Source organism: Mesorhizobium abyssinicae, from assembly GCF_049887195.1.
Taxonomy (GTDB): Bacteria; Pseudomonadota; Alphaproteobacteria; order Rhizobiales; family Rhizobiaceae; genus Mesorhizobium; species Mesorhizobium abyssinicae.
In genome coordinates this window covers 175,339-191,858 of record NZ_JARAKC010000007.1, presented here as the reverse complement: position 1 = coordinate 191,858, position 16,520 = coordinate 175,339, and the positions used below count along the sequence as shown (strand labels likewise).

Annotated in this window: 17 protein-coding genes; 12 read left to right on the top strand and 5 right to left on the bottom strand. The window is 66.9% G+C overall.

Annotated elements, in window-relative coordinates:
• The first annotated feature begins 1 nt into the window (after position 1).
• Positions 2 to 982: an ABC transporter permease gene (locus PU724_RS17665; RefSeq protein ID WP_292168851.1), complete on the top strand. Its 981-nt coding sequence runs from the start codon at positions 2 to 4 to the stop codon at positions 980 to 982.
• A gap of 2 nt (positions 983 to 984) precedes the next feature.
• Positions 985 to 1,932, top strand: coding sequence for an ABC transporter permease (locus PU724_RS17660; protein ID WP_354423171.1), 948 nt, complete (start codon positions 985 to 987; stop codon positions 1,930 to 1,932).
• A 15-nt stretch (positions 1,933 to 1,947) separates the two neighbouring features.
• Here PU724_RS17660 and PU724_RS17655 read toward each other — a convergent pair whose 3' ends face one another.
• Entirely contained in the window at positions 1,948 to 2,547 is a 600-nt protein-coding gene (locus PU724_RS17655) for a TetR/AcrR family transcriptional regulator (RefSeq protein WP_354423169.1), read from the bottom strand.
• 241 nt (positions 2,548 to 2,788) lie between these two features.
• On the opposite strand from PU724_RS17655, the gene PU724_RS17650 reads away from it, so the two are divergent.
• The 5 genes from PU724_RS17650 (at position 2,789) to PU724_RS17630 (ending at position 10,150) form a co-directional block, all read left to right on the top strand.
• Entirely contained in the window at positions 2,789 to 4,858 is a 2,070-nt protein-coding gene (locus tag PU724_RS17650) for a 3-hydroxyacyl-CoA dehydrogenase NAD-binding domain-containing protein (protein ID WP_354423167.1), read from the top strand.
• 350 nt (positions 4,859 to 5,208) lie between these two features.
• On the top strand, positions 5,209 to 6,234 hold the full coding sequence (locus tag PU724_RS17645; RefSeq protein WP_292174842.1) for a BMP family protein: 1,026 nt from the start codon (positions 5,209 to 5,211) through the stop codon (positions 6,232 to 6,234).
• Positions 6,235 to 6,405: 171 nt separating this feature from the next.
• The gene (locus PU724_RS17640; protein WP_292174826.1) at positions 6,406 to 7,917 is read left to right on the top strand and encodes an ABC transporter ATP-binding protein; all 1,512 of its coding nucleotides are present in this window, start codon (positions 6,406 to 6,408) and stop codon (positions 7,915 to 7,917) included.
• 242 nt (positions 7,918 to 8,159) lie between these two features.
• Positions 8,160 to 9,209: an ABC transporter permease gene (locus PU724_RS17635; RefSeq protein ID WP_127392435.1), complete on the top strand. Its 1,050-nt coding sequence runs from the start codon at positions 8,160 to 8,162 to the stop codon at positions 9,207 to 9,209.
• The gene (locus tag PU724_RS17630; RefSeq protein WP_292174758.1) at positions 9,206 to 10,150 is read left to right on the top strand and encodes an ABC transporter permease; all 945 of its coding nucleotides are present in this window, start codon (positions 9,206 to 9,208) and stop codon (positions 10,148 to 10,150) included. Before PU724_RS17635 ends, PU724_RS17630 begins: the two co-directional genes overlap by 4 nt.
• Positions 10,151 to 10,217: 67 nt before the next feature.
• On the opposite strand, the gene PU724_RS17625 is transcribed toward PU724_RS17630, so the two are convergent.
• Entirely contained in the window at positions 10,218 to 10,985 is a 768-nt protein-coding gene (locus tag PU724_RS17625; RefSeq protein WP_320253863.1) for an SDR family NAD(P)-dependent oxidoreductase, read from the bottom strand.
• Between the two features lie 283 nt (positions 10,986 to 11,268).
• Here PU724_RS17625 and PU724_RS17620 point away from each other — a divergent pair, with 283 nt between their 5' ends.
• Together PU724_RS17620 and PU724_RS17615 are read left to right on the top strand one after the other, a co-directional pair.
• Positions 11,269 to 11,418: a hypothetical protein gene (locus tag PU724_RS17620; protein WP_292106932.1), complete on the top strand. Its 150-nt coding sequence runs from the start codon at positions 11,269 to 11,271 to the stop codon at positions 11,416 to 11,418.
• A gap of 130 nt (positions 11,419 to 11,548) precedes the next feature.
• Positions 11,549 to 12,490, top strand: coding sequence for an LLM class flavin-dependent oxidoreductase (locus tag PU724_RS17615; protein WP_354423163.1), 942 nt, complete (start codon positions 11,549 to 11,551; stop codon positions 12,488 to 12,490).
• Positions 12,491 to 12,498: 8 nt separating this feature from the next.
• Here PU724_RS17615 and PU724_RS17610 read toward each other — a convergent pair whose 3' ends face one another.
• Positions 12,499 to 13,173 (bottom strand): cysteine hydrolase family protein, encoded by a 675-nt coding sequence (locus tag PU724_RS17610; protein ID WP_354423161.1) that lies wholly within the window; start codon positions 13,171 to 13,173, stop codon positions 12,499 to 12,501.
• Between the two features lie 264 nt (positions 13,174 to 13,437).
• On the opposite strand from PU724_RS17610, the gene exbB reads away from it, so the two are divergent.
• The 3 genes from exbB to PU724_RS17595 are packed head-to-tail and all read left to right on the top strand — an operon-like array spanning position 13,438 to position 15,833.
• Complete coding sequence (gene exbB, locus PU724_RS17605; RefSeq protein ID WP_354423160.1) at positions 13,438 to 14,400, top strand: tonB-system energizer ExbB; 963 nt, start codon at positions 13,438 to 13,440, stop codon at positions 14,398 to 14,400.
• Between the two features lie 6 nt (positions 14,401 to 14,406).
• The gene (gene exbD, locus PU724_RS17600) at positions 14,407 to 14,865 is read left to right on the top strand and encodes a TonB system transport protein ExbD (RefSeq protein WP_354423158.1); all 459 of its coding nucleotides are present in this window, start codon (positions 14,407 to 14,409) and stop codon (positions 14,863 to 14,865) included.
• Positions 14,862 to 15,833 carry a TonB family protein gene (locus PU724_RS17595; protein ID WP_127391698.1) on the top strand — a complete coding sequence of 324 codons (972 nt, stop codon included), beginning with the start codon at positions 14,862 to 14,864 and terminating at the stop codon, positions 15,831 to 15,833. Before exbD ends, PU724_RS17595 begins: the two co-directional genes overlap by 4 nt.
• A 30-nt stretch (positions 15,834 to 15,863) precedes the next feature.
• On the opposite strand, the gene PU724_RS17590 is transcribed toward PU724_RS17595, so the two are convergent.
• Together PU724_RS17590 and PU724_RS17585 are read right to left on the bottom strand one after the other, a co-directional pair.
• On the bottom strand, positions 15,864 to 16,082 hold the full coding sequence (locus PU724_RS17590) for a hypothetical protein (RefSeq protein ID WP_127286976.1): 219 nt from the start codon (positions 16,080 to 16,082) through the stop codon (positions 15,864 to 15,866).
• A 126-nt stretch (positions 16,083 to 16,208) separates the two neighbouring features.
• Positions 16,209 to 16,400 (bottom strand): hypothetical protein, encoded by a 192-nt coding sequence (locus PU724_RS17585; RefSeq protein ID WP_127310240.1) that lies wholly within the window; start codon positions 16,398 to 16,400, stop codon positions 16,209 to 16,211.
• Positions 16,401 to 16,520: the final 120 nt, after the last annotated feature.

Genomic DNA, 16,520 nt, shown 5'->3' with positions numbered 1-16,520 from the left:
GATGACGGCGGCCTCGCTCGAAACCAGATTGAAGGCGTCGCCGGCTGGCGGCGGCGCGGCGCGGGCGCGCATGCTGCGCAGCCTGCTGCCGGCGCTGTCGCTGGCGCTGGTGCTTTTGGCGATCGCCTGGCTCAACCCGCGCGCCATCTCCTATTTCGGCTTCACCCTGATGCTCAACCTGGCGATCCCGATCGCGCTGGCGACGATCGCGCAGATGTTCGTCATCGCCGGCAACGAGCTCGACCTCTCGATCGGCACCTTCGTCGGCTTCGTCGGCTGCGTCACGGCGACCTGGCTGAAGGATGCGCCGCTCGTCGGCATCGCGGTGCTGCTCGGCTCAATCGGCGTCTACGCGCTGCTTGGCGCGCTGATCCACCTGCGCAACTTGCCGTCGATCGTGGTGACGCTCGGCATGAGCTTCGTCTGGCAGGGTCTTGCCATCCTCGTCCTGCCGAAGCCAGGCGGCAAGGCGCCCGACTGGCTGCTGTCGCTGATGGCCTTCAAACCGCCGCTCATTCCGTTCCCGATCATCGCCGCGCTGGTGATCGCGACGGTGGTGCATGTCGGGCTGATGCGCACCTCCTACGGCGTCATACTGCGCGGCTCCGGCGGCAATGCGGCGGCGCTGCGGCGCGCCGGCTGGTCGCTGCTTCGGACGAAGATCGTGCTGTTCGCGCTGACCGGCCTGTTCGGCGTGCTCTCCGGCATGGCGCTGATCGGCATCACCACCTCGGCCGACGCCAATATCGGCAATGGCTACACGCTGCTGTCGATCGCGGGCGTCATCCTCGGCGGCGGCGAGTTCGTCGGCGGCCGGGTATCGCCGATCGGCGCCGTCATCGGCGCGCTGACGCTGGCGCTCGCCGCCTCGCCGCTCTTGACCTTCATGCACATCCCTCCCGACTGGCAGGTGGCGGCCAATGGCGCCATCCTGATCATCGTGCTGGCGGCGCGGGTGCTGATCAGCCGCAAGGAGAGGTGAGGATGGCCTCGCTGCGGACGATGCTCGCCAAACCCTGGATCTGGTCCTTCATCGGCGCTTTCGTCGTGTGGCTGGCGACCATCGCCTTCACTGGCGGCTACGGCGCCGGCGGCATGATCACGGCGGCACTATCGCTAGCCGTCTTCACCGTCATCGTCGGCGTCGGTCAGATGTTCGTCATCACGCTCGGCCCCGGTAATGTCGATTTGTCGCTGCCGGCCAATATCGGGCTGGCCAGCGCCGTGGCGATGAAGGTGATGGACGGCAATGATGCGATGATCGCCGTCGGGCTGATTGCCGCTCTTGGCTGCGGCGCGGCGATCGGCGCGGCCAACTATCTGCTGATCTGGGCGCTGAGGATACCGCCGATCATCGCGACGCTGTCGGCGAGCTTCATCATCCAGTCGATCGATATCAGCTATGGACGCGGGCTCCAGATCAAGCCGCCGCCGGGCTTCGCCGACTTCACCAATTGGCAAATCCTCGGCATACCGGTGCTGGCGCTGCTGACGGTGGTCTTCACCGTCGGCGCGGCAATGGCGCTGCAGCGCATGATCTATGGCCGCTCGGTGCTGGCGATCGGCCAGAACATCCGCGCCGCCTGGCTCGCCGGCGTCAATGTCGGCCGCGTCCGTTTCCTCACCTATACGCTCTGCGGCGCGCTGGGCGGCATCGACGGCGCGCTGCTCGCCGGCTATTTCCGCGGCGCCAATGTCGATATCGGCAACGAATACCTGCTCGCCTCGATCGCCGTCGTCGTCATCGGCGGCACCTCGGTGGCCGGCGGCAAGGCCAATGTGCCGGGCGTCTGGGGCGCCGGCCTGTTCCTGGTGCTGCTGCTCACCATGCTCAACACCTTCGGCGTCAGCGCCGGCGTGCGGCTGGTGATGACCGGACTGATCATCGTCGGGGTGATCACGGCGGCGGGCGGCGAGAAGGCGGTTCGCTGAGCGCACCTCGTCGCGCTAGCCCTCACCGGCCTCCAGATGCCTGTTCAGCATCAGTCGCAATTCGTCCAGCACGTCGTCGCGCAGGCGCGTCTCGCCGGCCAGGCTCAGCGGGATGCGCATCAACTGCGGCACGATCACCGCCAGCCGCTCCGCCTGCTCCGCCGGTAAGGGCGGATAGGCCTGAGCAAACAGGGCGGCGATCTGCTCGCGGCGGTGGGCGCGCAACGTGCGCCGCCTTTGATCGTCACCCGGCAGGTCGAGCAGCGCCGAATAGGCGGGGTGCGTGGCCATGAACGTACCAAGCAATGCGAACAGCTGGTCTGCGATTGTCGCCGCATGCATCGCCTCGGTCTGCTCGCGCAAGGCGTCGAGCTCGGCCGACAGCTCTTCCGCATGCGCCTCCAGGATGGCTTGCGCCATCGCCTGCTTGGTCGGGAAAAACAAATAGAGCGTGCCGATGGCCGCGCCCGCACTGGCGGCAATCTCGGTCATCGTGGCGGCGTCAAAACCCCTTTCGACGAACAGTTCCGCCGCCGCCGTCATCAGCGCCGCGACGCGGTCGTGCCCTCTTTTCTGTTGCGGCGCGCGCGGTTGCGGCGCCTTTTCCGAGGCCATCGTCATATTTCCAGCTGAGACTATCCTCATATATAACCGAGGCTGCCCTCATGTAACAGCGCTGGCGGCGCTCATGCCAGCGTTGCCGGACGGTATCGCGCCTGCCAATCTGGCGGGCGGGGCCGGCGACGGGGTTTGCGGCCGGCAACGATTGGGCCAGGAGCCGGATCGGGTTCTCATCGGCTGGCTGGCCCTGTAAACCCCGACCCGCGGTGAATAGCGATCTTCGGGAGGGTCCAGCTTGTCCAATTTCGTCAGCGTCACCAGGGACAACAGCGTCGCGGTGGTCGCGATCGACAACCCGCCGGTCAACGCGCTGAGCTTCCATGTCCGCCAGCCGCTGTTCGAGGCGCTGACCGCCCTGCGCGACGATGCTTCCGTCACGGCCATCGTCCTCGCCTGCGCCGGGCGGACCTTCGTCGCCGGCGCGGACATCACCGAATTCGGCAAGCCGGTGCAGCAGCCGGAGCTGCGCGCCATCGTGGCGCTGCTCGAGACCATCGCCAAGCCGACAGTCGCCGCCATCCATGGCACGGCGCTGGGCGGCGGGCTGGAACTGGCGCTCGGCTGCCATTTCCGCGTCGCCGACCAAGCCGCCAGGCTTGGCCTGCCCGAGGTAAAGCTCGGCCTGCTGCCGGGCGGCGGCGGCACGGTGCGCCTGCCACGCCTGGTCGGCGCGGCGAAGGCGCTCGGCATGATCGTTTCGGGAACGCCGATTTCGGCCGACGAGGCCAAAGCGGCGGGTCTCGTCGACGCGGTCTTCGAGGAAGACCTCCTGACGGGAGCCATTCGTTTCGCTAGCGAAATGGTTGCGGACGGCAGACCATTCCCGCCGGTTCGCGACCGCAATGAGCGCCTTGCCGAAACCGATCTTTCGGCTTTCGACGCCAAGGCGGCCGAGCTGGCCAGGAAGGCGCGCGGCCTGGAGGCTCCGCTTGCCTGCGCGCAGGCAGTGCGCAACGCGATCACGCTACCATTCGATGAAGCGCTGGCGGCCGAGCGCCAGCTGTTCCTGAAGCTCGTTGCCGGCGACCAGTCGCGCGCGCAGCGGCATCTGTTTTTCGCCGAACGCGAAGCGGCAAAGATACAAGGCAAGGACGTCACGCGGCGCAAGATCGCCCGCGTCGGCATCATCGGCGCCGGCACGATGGGCGGCGGCATCGCGATGGCCTTTGCCAATGGCGGCTTTCCGGTGACCTTGCTCGAAACCGGCGAGGAGGCGCTGCAACGGGGCCTCGCAATGATCGAGAAGAACTACGCCGTCTCGGTCGGGCGTGGCTCGCTGACGGAAGAGGCCAGGCAGCAACGGCTTGGCCTGTTCAAGGGCAGCACCGACTATGCCGACCTTGCCGATTGCGACCTGGTCATAGAGGCCGTGTTCGAGGACATGGCGGTCAAGAAGGTGGTGTTCGGCAAACTCGACGCGGTGGCCAGGCCGGGCGCGATCCTTGCCACCAACACCTCCTATCTCGATGTCGACGAGATCGCCGCCTCGACGTCGCGGCCGCAGGATGTGCTCGGCATGCATTTCTTCTCGCCGGCCAATGTCATGAAGCTTTTGGAAATCGTGCGCGCCGATAGGACCGCGCCCGACGCGCTGGCGACGGTTGCGGAGCTGGCGCGGCGTATCGGCAAGGTGCCGGTCGTCGTCGGCGTCTGCCACGGCTTCGTCGGCAATCGCATGCTGTCCGCGCGCGGCACGGAGAACGAAGCGCTGTTGCTGGAAGGGGCGACGCCCGGCCAGGTCGACAAGGCGTTCACCGATTTCGGCTGGCCGATGGGGCCGTTCCAGATGGGCGACCTCGCCGGCCTCGACATCGGCTGGCGCAACCGCAAGGCGCGCGGCCAGACGGCGGTGATTGCCGACACGCTCTGCGGGCAGGGCCGTTTCGGCCAGAAGACCGGGCGCGGCTGGTATCGCTATGAGAGCGGCTCGCGCGAGCCTGCCCCTGATCCCGAGGTCAAGGAACTGATCCGCGCCAAGGCGGCCGAGCTCGGCATCGCGCGGCGCGAAATCGGCGCGGACGAGATCATCGAGCGCACGCTCTATCCCCTGGTCAACGAAGGCGCGAGGATTCTCGAGGAAGGCATTGCGGTGCGGGCGTCGGACATCGATGTCGTTTGGGCGAACGGTTACGGCTTTCCCATCGGCAAGGGTGGGCCGATGTTCTGGGCCGGCCTCGAAGGGGCTGCGAAGATCGTCGAGCGGCTGGAGCATTGGCACCGGCTGACGGGTCGGGTGATCTTCGAGCCGGCGCCGATGCTGAGAAGGTTCGCGGAGACGGGGTCGTGGGAGGGTGCCGGAGGATAGTACGGTCATCGGCCGTCTAGAACGAACGCCGCGTTCCTTCGCGCCCGCCTCTGTCCTGCCGGACATCTCCCCCGCAAGGGGGGGGAGATTAGCGGTTTTCGCGCCTCGCTCTTCTAGCCACGCTGGTAATTGGCGAAAGCCGGCGTGACATCCGATCTCCCCCAAGTGGGGGAGATGGCCGGCAGGCCAGAGGGGGGGGCTGTCCCGTCGACGTTTCCCGGTCGCAACAGCGACCCTTCGTTGCCAAATTTGACCATGTGGACAAAACTCAGGCGTCGTTCCATAGTTCAGCGTCTGACATTCCTGAGAACGGCCGGCTCGACACGGCTGTCAACCAGAGGGGCACTTCCATGAAAGACGATCCTAGCAAAATTGAACGCGCCGGCCTGTCTCGGCGCACCGTGCTGGAACTCGGCGCGCTTGGGCTGGCAGCGGCGGTGCTGCCGAATGCCGCCTTAGCCAAGGACAAGAAGCTGAAGGTGGCGGCGATCTTCGCCACGCCGATCGAGGAGCCGTGGGACAACCAGATCCACGTCGCCCTGCAGAAGGCCGAGAAGGAGCTCGGCATCGAATACAAATGGTCGGAAAAGGTGCAGACCGCCGACTTCAGCCGCGTGATGCGCGAATATGCGCAGGGCGGCTACCAGCTGGTGCTGGGAGATGCCTTCGCCGCCGAGCGCGAGTCGCGCCGCACGGCAAAACAGTTCCCGAAGACGGCATGGCTGTTCGGCTCCGGCGCCGGGCCGGCCGAGCCCAATTTCGGCGTCTTCGACAACTGGATCCATGAGCCGGCCTATCTGTCCGGCCTGATCGCCGGCAAGATGTCGAAGTCCGGCACGGTCGGCGCGGTGGCGGCGATGGGCATTCCGGAAGTGAACCGGCTGGTCAACGCCTTCTTCGCCGGCGCCAAGGAGGTCAACCCGAACGTCAAGAAGAAAGTCGCCTTCATCGGCTCCTTCTTCGATCCGCCGAAGGCCAAGGAAGCCGCCGTGGCGCAGATCGACGCCGGCGTCGACGTCATCTATGCCGAGCGCTTCGGCGTCATCGAGGCGGCGGTGGAGAAGAAGATCCTCGCCATCTCCAACATGTCCGATCAGTCGAGCCTTGGCCCGGATACGGTGATCACCGGACCGGTGTGGGACATGTACCCGACGGTCGAGCAGGCGATCAAGCTGGTCAAGGCGGGTGTGTTCACCGCGCAGGACTATGGCGATTTCTCGCGCATGGCCAAGGGCGGCTCGTTCCTGGCGCCGTATCACAAGTTCGACAAGACGCTGCCGGCCGAGGTCAAGGAGCTGGTCGAGAAGAAGAAGGCGGAGATCCTCGAAGGCAATTTCCGCGTCGACGTCGACGAGAACACGCCGGTTTCGGATTAGAGCCGGCGTTCCCCTCCCCCTTGAGGGGAGGGTGGCCCGCAGGGCCGGGAGGGGTCGCCCGCGACGCGCTCCAGCTTGCTAAGTCATAGGTCGAGGCGGTTGAGGTGACCCCTCCCGCCTCGCTTCGCTCGGCACCCTCCCCTCAAGGGGGAGGGATACCAGGAGTATCCCTTGTCCGCCCCACTCATCGAAATGCGCGGCATCACCAAGAGCTTCGGCGCCGTCAAGGCGAACGAGGCCGTGAATCTCAGCGTCGCACCTGGCGAGATCCTTGGGCTGCTTGGCGAGAACGGCGCCGGCAAGACAACGTTGATGAACGTGCTGTTCGGCGCCTATGCACCTGACGCCGGCGAGATACTGGTCGAGGGCCGGCCGGTCGCCATCCACAGTTCGGCCGACGCGCTCGCCGCCGGCATCGGCATGGTGCACCAGCATTTTCATCTGGCGCCGCGGCTGACGGTGCTGGAGAACCTCCTGATCGGCATTCCGGGCAAGTCAGGCCGCATCGACCGCGCCGGCGGGCTGGCACGGCTGAAGGAGATCGGCCGCCAGCATGGCCTGAGCCTCGATCCCGCCCTGCCGGTCTCGGCGCTGTCGGTCGGCGAGCAGCAGCGGCTGGAGATCATCAAGGCGCTGTTTCGCGGCGCCAAGCTTTTGATCCTCGACGAACCAACAGCGGTGCTGGCGCCAAGCGAGGTCGACGGCCTGTTCGCCGCCCTGCGCTCGATGGCGGGCCAGGGACTCGGCATCATCTTCATCTCGCACAAGCTCAACGAGGTGAGGGCGCTGACCCACCGTTGCGTGGTGCTGCGGCACGGCAAGGTCGCCGGCCGCGTCGACGACCCCGCCAACACGACGTCGTCCGAGATGGCGCGATTGATGTGCGGTCATGAGATCGTGCCGCCGACCAAAGAGGTTTCGACACCGGGCGGCTCCGTGCTGCTGCTCGATCGCATCTCGACCTCGGGCCATGCCGGCACGCCGCTGCGCGAGGTGTCGCTCTTCGTCCGCTCCGGCGAGATCCTCGGCATCGCCGGCGTCTCCGGCAATGGCCAGCGGGCGCTGGCCGACGTCATCTCCGGCATGCTGCCACCGAAAACCGGCACGATGACGATAGCCGGCAAAGCAGTTGCGCAATTCTCGCCGCGCGCGGTGCAGGCACTCGGCCTTGGCCGCATCCCCGAGGACCGGATGACGACCGGCCTGGTCACCAACCTGCCGCTTGCCGATTCCATGGTGCTGCCGCGCATCGGCACCGAGGCGTTCAGCCGCAAGGGTCTGCTCAATCCGTCCGCCATCCGTGCTTTCGCCGAAACCCAGATCAAGGCCTATGACATACGCTGTCCCGGACCGATGGTGCGCGCCGGCGCGCTCTCCGGCGGCAATCTGCAGAAGGCACTGCTGGCGCGCGAGCTCGCCTTCGATCCGAAGGTGCTGATCGTCTCGCAGCCGACGCGCGGCCTCGATATCGGCGCCGCCCGCTTCATCCACGAAAAGTTCCTCGCCATGCGCGCCAAAGGCTGCGGCATCGTCGTCATCGGCGAGGATCTGGAAGAGCTGCTGATGCTCTCGGACCGCATCGCGGTCATGTATGAGGGCCGCATCGCCGGCACGCTGGCCGGCGCGGAAGCCACCGTCGCAAGGCTTGGCCTGATGATGACCGGCGCGGAGGGGAGGGCGTAGAGCGTGGGTTTGCCTCTGATTTCGAACGTCGGCGCCGCCCCTCACCTGCCTGCCGGCATCCTCTCCCCGTATAGTGACGGGGAGAGGGGCGCTTTCATCGATGATTTCGCCAATCGCGAGCGTTGCAAGAAGGGTGTGACGGCTGCGGCCAGCCCCCTTCTCCCCGTCACTATACGGGGAGAGGATGCCGGCAGGCGGATGAGGGGCGGCGCCGACATCTGGCGAGCGGAGGGCCACGCCTGATGTTTCGCCTGGAAGCCCGCACCAGCACCCCGGCCTGGTTCAATCTGGCGCTGCCGCTGCTTGCGATCGGCGCCGCGCTCGTCCTTTGCAGCGGGCTGATAGCGGTGGCCGGCGCCGGCGTGATCGAGGCTTATGGCGTGATGCTGTCGGCCTCGCTCGGCGACAGCTACGCCATCACCGAGACGCTGGTGCGCGCCGCGCCGATGATCTTAACCGGCCTGGCGGTGGCGGTCGCCTTCCGGGCAAAATTCTGGAACATCGGTGCCGAGGGCCAGTTGCTGGCGGGCGCCGTGGCGAGTTGCTTCGTCGGCGCCATCCCGATGCCGGGCACTCTCGCCATGCTCCTGATGGCGCTGGCGGGTGCGGCGGCCGGCGCCGCCGTGGCGCTGGTGCCGGCGACGCTGCGCGTCAAATTCAAGGTCGACGACGTGGTCAGTTCGCTGCTGCTCAACTCGGTCATCTATTACGCGCTGATGGCGCTGATCGAGGGGCCGTGGAAGGATAGCTTCAGCGGCTATCCGATCTCGCCGCCTATCGAGGATTCGGCCAATTTCCCGGTGCTGGTCGAGGGTACGCGCCTGCATCTCGGCGTCGTGGCGGCGCTGATCGCGGCGCCCCTGGTCTGGTTCCTGATCGCGCGCACGACGCTCGGCTTCCGCATCCGTGTCACCGGCGAGAATCCGGAAGCCGCCCGCTACGGCGGCATCAACGTGCAGCGCGTGCTCATCTCGACCGCGCTGCTCTCCGGCGCGCTGGCGGGCCTGGCCGGCGTCGGCGAGGTCGGCGGCGTGCATTTCCAGGTGATGAGCGACATTTCGCCCGGCTACGGCTATTCCGGCATTGTCGTTGCCATGCTGGCCAGGCTTAATCCGCTCGGCGTGGTGCCGGCGGCGCTCTTCCTTGCCGCGGTGATGACCGGGGCCGAGGCGATGTCGCGGGCGACCGGCGTGCCGGCTTTCCTGAGCGACGTCATCCAGGGCACGGCGCTGCTTGCCATGCTGGTGGCGCTGCTGTTCACCGCCTATCGAATTCGGCGGGTAGCGACATGAGCGCGGTGTTCGAGCAGATTTTCCAGGTCGGCTTCCTCGCCGCCATCATCCGCATCGCCACGCCGCTCGCCTTCGCCACGCTCGGCGAAATGTTTTCCGAGCGTGCCGGCGTGCTCAATCTCGGCATCGAAGGCATCATTCTGTTGTCGGCAATGGCCGGCTTCACCGCCACCAGCCTCAGCGGCAGCCTGTGGCTCGGCGTGCTGGTGGCCGTGGCGACCGGCGCGCTGATGGGCGCGGTGCATGCGCTGTTCACGGTGGCGCTGGGCCTCAGCCAGCATGTCTGCGGCATCGGCGTGACGCTGTTCTGCTCAGGGCTCGCGTATTTCCTCTACCGGCTGATCTTCGGCCAGCAGTCGGTGCCACCGAGCATCAAGGGTTTCCAGCCCGAGCCGATCCCGCTGCTTTCGGACATTCCGATCCTCGGCCCGGCGGTGTTCAACCAGTTCACGCTTGTCTATCTGGCGATCATCGCCGTTCCGCTCGCCGCCTTTGTGCTCTACCGCACGCCATGGGGGCTCTCCGTGCGCATGGTCGGCGAGAACCCGCGCGCCGCTGACTCGGCCGGCGTCAGCGTGATTGGCACGCGCTTCCAGGCGGTGATCCTTGGCGGCGCGCTGATGGGCCTTGCCGGCGCATTCCTCACCATGGCGCAGTTCAACGCCTTCACCTTCGGCGTGGTGTCCGGGCGCGGCTGGGTGGCGATCGCGCTGGTCGTGTTCGGCCGCTGGGACCCGTGGCGCTCGGCGGGGGCGGCGCTGCTGTTCGCCTTCGTCGACGCGCTGCAGCTCAGGATGCAGGCGAGCGGGCTCGGCCACATCCCCTACGAAGCCTTCCTGATGCTGCCCTTCATCTTCACCATCGTCGCCATGGCCTTCATGTCGCGCAACGCGGTCGCGCCCTCGGCGCTGCTCAAGCCGTTCCGCAGGGAGGAGCGTTAGAGGAATTGGCGCCCTTTCCTCTCCCCCGATCGACGGGGGAGAGGAAGGGCGCCAAGCTTGGGACGCTTCACATCGCCGTAAAGGCGTTGTCGACGAAGAGATGCGCGCCGTTGACGAAGCTGGATTCGTCGCTGGCCAGAAACAGCGCGGCCTTCGCCACTTCTTCCGGCTCGCCGATGCGGCCCTGCTGGGCGGCGAGCGCCGCATCGGAGACGTCGACGCCAAGTTTCCCTAGGTCGGCCACCTCGCGCAGCCCGTGCGGGGTGCGGATGAAGCCGGGGCAGACGGCGTTGCAGCGAATGTTGCGGTCGCGGAACTCGACCGCGATGGCGCGGGCGAACATGTGGCAGGCGCCCTTGGTGGTGTCGTAGAGCACCTCGTTCGGCGTCGCCGCCACCGCCGAGATCGACGAGGTGCAGACGATCGAACCGCCGCCGGCCGCGATCATGCCGGGCAGCACCGCGCGCGTCATCAGGAACATCGAGCGGACGTTGACGGCATGCAGCCAGTCCCATTCCGTGAGCGTCGTCTCCAGGAACGGCTTTATGACGATGGTGCCGGCGTGATTGAACAGCACCGTGACCGGGCCAAGCTTGGCCGCCGCCGCCTTCGCCGCGGCTTCGACCTGCGCCTCGTCGGAAACATCGGCCACAAAATGCTCGGCGACATGGCCGCGGGCGCGGATCGCCGCCGCGGTCGCCGCCGCTGCCTCACCGTTGCGGTCGATGATCGCCACCTTGGCACCTTCCGCCGCGAACAGCTCGGAAGCCGCCCCGCCCATGCCCGTCGCGCCGCCCGAGATGATGGCAACCTTGCCCGCCAGCCTTCCGCCCATTGTTTTCTCCTGTTGATGCTTCACGCGTGAACCGGCAGCGATGCTAACCCGCGCGTGTCGGATGGCCAAGCTCGCTGGCCGCATCCCCGCCACGCCGGCTCCAGCACGACCACGGAAACCCCAGGCGTGATCGTCTCCGCAGCCGTTTCCCCTGGATAGGGCAGACGCAGCAAGCCAAACCAATGTCCAGCGCGATATGAGAAATTCGTTCTGCGGATCGCGGAAAAATAGCAATCGACAAAGTCTACTAACTTTATAGATTAAGGGTGAGACGGAGGCCGACATGTCCTATTTCCAAAACACCCAGACAGACCGCAGAGGCCAAACCATCGGCCAGAGCTGGCGGCCGGCCTATGGCGGGGCCTTCGCCTATCTCGTTTTCACCCTTGCGTTCGTGTTCACCGGGGCAGTCGTTCTGGGCCTCATTCCCTGAGGCGCGGGAACCACGGGGTGGCGGCCTAACGCTTTCAGGCAACCGGAGTTTAGTGAGCCGCGTCAGCGGCGCGTTTTCACGCGCCCTGTGGTTTCGATATGCGATTCCAAACGTGATGGAGGAGATGGCAATGCCGATCGAGTTCACGCATGTTCCGGGCAAGTCTGCCAATGGCAGCTTCTTCTATGATTTCGCCGAGACCGCGACGAAACTGTCGCTGATCGAGGATGTCGGCTTCCAGAAGATCGTCGTCGACGATCCGGCCGGCCTGCTCACCAATATGGATATAGCCGCGCAGGCGCTGAAGCGCACCGCGTCGCTGGAGGTGGTGCTGACCCACTGGGCCGGCGTCGTCGAGCCGACGGTGGCGGCCAGGCAGCTTGCGGCGCTCGCTGCCAGGAGCGGTGGCCGCCTGTCGCTGAGGATGCTCAGCGAGCCGCTCAGCGACGAGGATGCCGAGGCGCGGCCGGTCGGGCACACCGTGGTGTGGCAGCGCATCGATGAATATCTGGTGCTTCTGAAGCGCCTGTGGTCGAACGACAGGCCGTTCGACCATGAAGGCGCCTTCTACAGCGTCAAAGGCGGTTATGTGCCGCGCAAGGGCCCGCACGGCGCCGACGTGACGATCCGGCTTGGCGGCCAGTCGGGAACGGCGCTCAGGGTCGCCGGCCGGCACGCGGATGTGTTCGAATTGTCGGCCGGTTCGCCGGACGAGGTCGGCCAGTTGATCGAGCGTGTGCGCGCCGCCGCCGCCGAGCATGGAAGGGTCGGCAAACTGCGCTTCGCGCTGCCCGTGCGCATCCGTTCGCTAAAGGATGAAGGCATCGCCGAGCACAAGACGGTCGCGGTTTCCGGGTCGCCGGCCGAGATCGCGCTGTCGCTGCTGCCCTATGCGGCGCTCGGCATCCATGAATTCATGGTTGGCGGCATCGACCGTTCGCGGGAGATCGCGACGACGGGCCGCGAAACGGTCACGCTCGTCGCCAATTCACTGGCGCGTCTCGAGAACAGCGTGACGCGGCCCGGCGCATTCGTGCCGCGCCTGCCATCGCAATTCCGCGCCCCGGCCTGACCGGGTCGTCAGCGCGGCCCGCCGGTAAGCCGGGCCAGCGCTTCGATAACGGCGTCCGAATCCGCCAGCGCGCCGAAGACGCCGTCCTCGACTGTCACCATGTGAAGCGCGGCTTCATGCGCCTGCCAGTCGCCGCTGGCGCAGGCGTCCGAGATCGTCAGGCACTGGAAGTTGCGGTCGCACGCTTCGCGCAGCGTGGTGTGGACACAGACGTCGGTCGTGCATCCCGTGAACAGGAGATGCGTGATGCCGCGTGCGCGCAGGACCAGCTCCAGGTCGGTATAGGTGAAGGCGCCGTTGCAGGTCTTGTCGACGACGATGTCCTGCGGCGCGACCTCGATATCGGCGACGATCTGGAAACCGGGGCTGGAGCGCAGCAATATGTCGGTGCCGTCGAGCCCCGCCCGCTGGCGGCGCCATTTCTCGTAAGGCGTCATGTCGGCCATGTCGGCGCGGTAGCCCTGCCTGGTGTGCACGATGGTCAGGCCGGCGGCGCGCGCAGCCGCGATCAGCCGGTTGACCGCCGGCAGGATTGCCCTGAGCGGCGAAGGGTCATAGCCCTTTCTGGCGAAATAGCCTGTCTGCGACAGGAAATCCTGCTGCAGGTCGATGACCAGCAGCGCGGTGTGTCCCGGCACCAGCCGGCCGTCATAGGGGAAATCGAACGGGATCGCCTTGATCATCGGCTTGCCTCGCGCTTGCCGCCGCTATCGTGGCCGGAGATGGCACCGCAGTCCATAGGCAGGATCATTGCCCTCCGCAGAGGCGCACGTTGGACAGCAAGGCGCAATTCGGCCTTGCGTTGGAACGCCATGACATTTTTTGTTGAATCAAAAAGTCATCTTCATAGTTGACTAGTAAACTCATGTTTTATAGTCAACCGTTGATGGCAGCCGGAAACCGGTTGTTGAGGAATGCGCAAGCCCGAGTTGCAGGAAGGCCAGAGCGTGGCTGGACATGGTCTTTTCGCGGCGCTGGCCGCAGCGTTCATCCTGTCGGCAGGCGCGGTCGTCGCGCAGGAGCAATCGTCGACGCCAGCTCCGGCCGTGCAGGCGCCGGCGGCGACCCCTGCCACGCAGCAACCGGCTGCGGCGGCGCCCGCGACAACCGCGCCCGCCATGGCTGCTCCCGTTGCACCGCAGCCGGGCGTTCAGCCGGCTCCAACCGCCGCCGGCGGTGAGCCGTCGACGGCGATCGCGCTGACGCTGCCGCCCGATCTGTCGCCCTGGGGCATGTTCATGGCCGCCGACACCATCGTCAAGGCGGTGATGGTCGGCCTCGCCTTCGCCTCGCTGGTCACCTGGACGATCTGGCTGGCCAAGTCGCTGGAGATCTTCGGCGGCAAGCTCAGGGCGCGCCGCGTCGTGCTGGCGATCGGCAATGCCGCGACGCTAATGCAGGCGGGTCGCGCGCTCGGCCACAACAATGGCCCCGGCGCGCTGCTGGTGCGCGCGGCCGAGGAGGAGGCCGCGCTTTCGGCCGGCGCGCTCGACCACGTCACAGGCGATGGTCTGAAGGAGCGCGTCACTTCCAGGTTGTCGCGCATCGAGGCGGCGGCGGCGCGGCGCATGTCGCGCGGCACAGGCTTGCTCGCGACGATCGGCTCGACCGCGCCCTTCGTCGGCCTGTTCGGCACGGTGTGGGGCATCATGAACGCGTTTATCGGCATCTCGCAGGCGCAGACCACCAATCTGGCGGTCGTTGCGCCCGGCATCGCCGAAGCCCTGCTCGCCACAGCCATGGGTTTGGTGGCGGCAATCCCGGCGGTGGTCATCTACAATGTCTTTGCCCGCTCCATAGCCGGCTACCGGCAGATCCTCGCCGATGCCGCTGCCGGCGTCGAGCGGCTGGTCAGCCGCGACCTCGATTTCCGCACCGTGCCGCCGGCAGGCACGATCGCGGCGGGGTGAGCGGACATGGCGGCGCGGATTCGCGAAACGGCGGGCGAGGATCTCGAGGAAAGCCACGAGATCAACGTCACCCCGTTCATCGACGTCATCCTGGTGCTGTTGATCATCTTCATGGTCGCCGCACCGCTGGCGACGGTCGATGTCAATGTCGATCTGCCGGGCTCGACGGCGACGCCGGCGCCGCGGCCCGAGACGCCGCTGTTCCTGACGCTGAAGAGCGATCTTACGCTCGCCATCGGCAATGACAGCGTGCCGCGCGCCATGTTCGCCACCTCGCTCGACGGCCGCACCAAGGGCGACAAGCAGACGCGCATCTTCCTGCGCGCCGACAAGACGGTCGGCTATGGCGAGCTGATGGAAGTGATGAACCTGCTGCGCGCCGCCGGCTATCTCAAGATCGCGCTAGTCGGCCTGGAGACGCTGCCTTCGGCCGATGCGCCGGCGAGCGGAGGCGCAGTCCCATGACTGGCGCAGCGGCTGCTCTGTCCGGCATCGGTCAGCCGCGTTTCGGCGTGCGCGAGACCGGCCTGTGGGCCGCTGCCGCCGCCCTGATCCTGATCGCGCATGTGGCTGTCGCCTATGCGGTGCAGAGTTTCAATCTTGCCGATTCCGCCGATGGCGGGCCGCCGCCGGCGCTGGCGATCGAGATGTCGCCGCTGGCGGTCGCGCCCGCGGTGCAGGAAGAGGCGCTGGTGCCGGATACGGTGATGCCTGACCAGGCCGAGCCGGTCGAGGAAACGGAGACGGTGACGGCGGTGAAACCGGTGACCGAGCCGGCGCCTGAGCCGGTTACCGAAGAGGCGGAACCGACCGCCGAACAGCCGGTCGAGGCCGCGGCGACCGCGCCGGCGGCGCCGACGGTCGCCGCGCTGAGCGAGCAGCAGCCGCTGGACGAAGTGGTCCCGGACGTCGTCGAGACGGTGGCGCCCGAAGTCGTCATCCCGTTGCCGCAGCCGAAGCCGGTGGATGCGCCGGCGGAACCCAAGAAGCCGGTCGAGGCCAAGGCGAAGAAGCCCGTCGACAAGCAGCAACCGAAGAAGGAGAAGCCGGCGCCGGCTAAGACGGCGATGGCGGCAAGCGTCGACGCCAGGCGGGCCGCGCGCACGGCGGCGCCGAAGGCAACGGAGGGAGCGCAACGGTTCGGCGCCGGCCCGGCGCGGTGGAATTCCAGCCTGGCGGCGTGGATCAGGCGGCACACGCGCTATCCGAGCGCGGCCCGGTCGAGGCGGGCAGAAGGCAACCCGAACGTGACTTTCACGGTCGATTCCTCCGGCCGGGTGGTCTCCGCCCGGCTGGCGCGGTCTTCCGGCGACGCCGACCTCGACCGCGCGGCGCTCGGCGCGCTGCAAGGCGCCTCGGTGCCGGCCCCGCCCCCCGAACTCGGCGCCCGCGTCACCCGCACCGCGCCGTTTGTTTTCAGTCTGCGGAACTAAAGCGTGGAGACTTGTCCCCGCGGCGCAGCCCTAAAGGTGCACGATCGCCGGAAGCTTGAGGCGCATCCGCTGGCTTTCGGCGAAGGCCAGGGCAAAGGATCCCGGCTCGAACGAGTAGGTGCGTTCCTCCTCGTCCTCGAGGACCCGGACAAAACATTGCCTGTCCGTCTCGACCAGTTCAATCCGCGTGCCCGAAGGGCCGCCATAGCGGTCCAGATAGGCACGCGCTTCGCGTTGTGAATAAGGCACGGCTTCCTCCCATCCGACGAAAACATGCACTGACGCTAATGAACCTTTGTGCCGCGAGAGACTATGACGTAGCTCACATGGGCTCGGCGTTTCGGGCAGCGATCGGCGCGGCCTGACCGGCCGGCCTCAGCGCCTGCCCGAAAAAATCATCTGCGCGAGCTTCTTCCTTTCATGCATGGCGGGCCCGGCCTGCCAGCCGACGTCCTGCTGCAGGTTCGGCGGCAGGGCGTCCATCATGTACCTGGTCTTGGCGCTGTTGTGCGCACGCATGATCAGGCGGCTGTAGTCGGCCAGGCTTCCGAGCATCGACATCGGCATTGTCCTTCGCGTCGTTGCGACGGCGAAATGATCGCCGTCGCATGATGCGGGAAGGATGTGCCGCGTCCGTTTCGGGGGGATGGCACGAAAAGGCACGCGCTGTTTCCGGAATCATAGGTT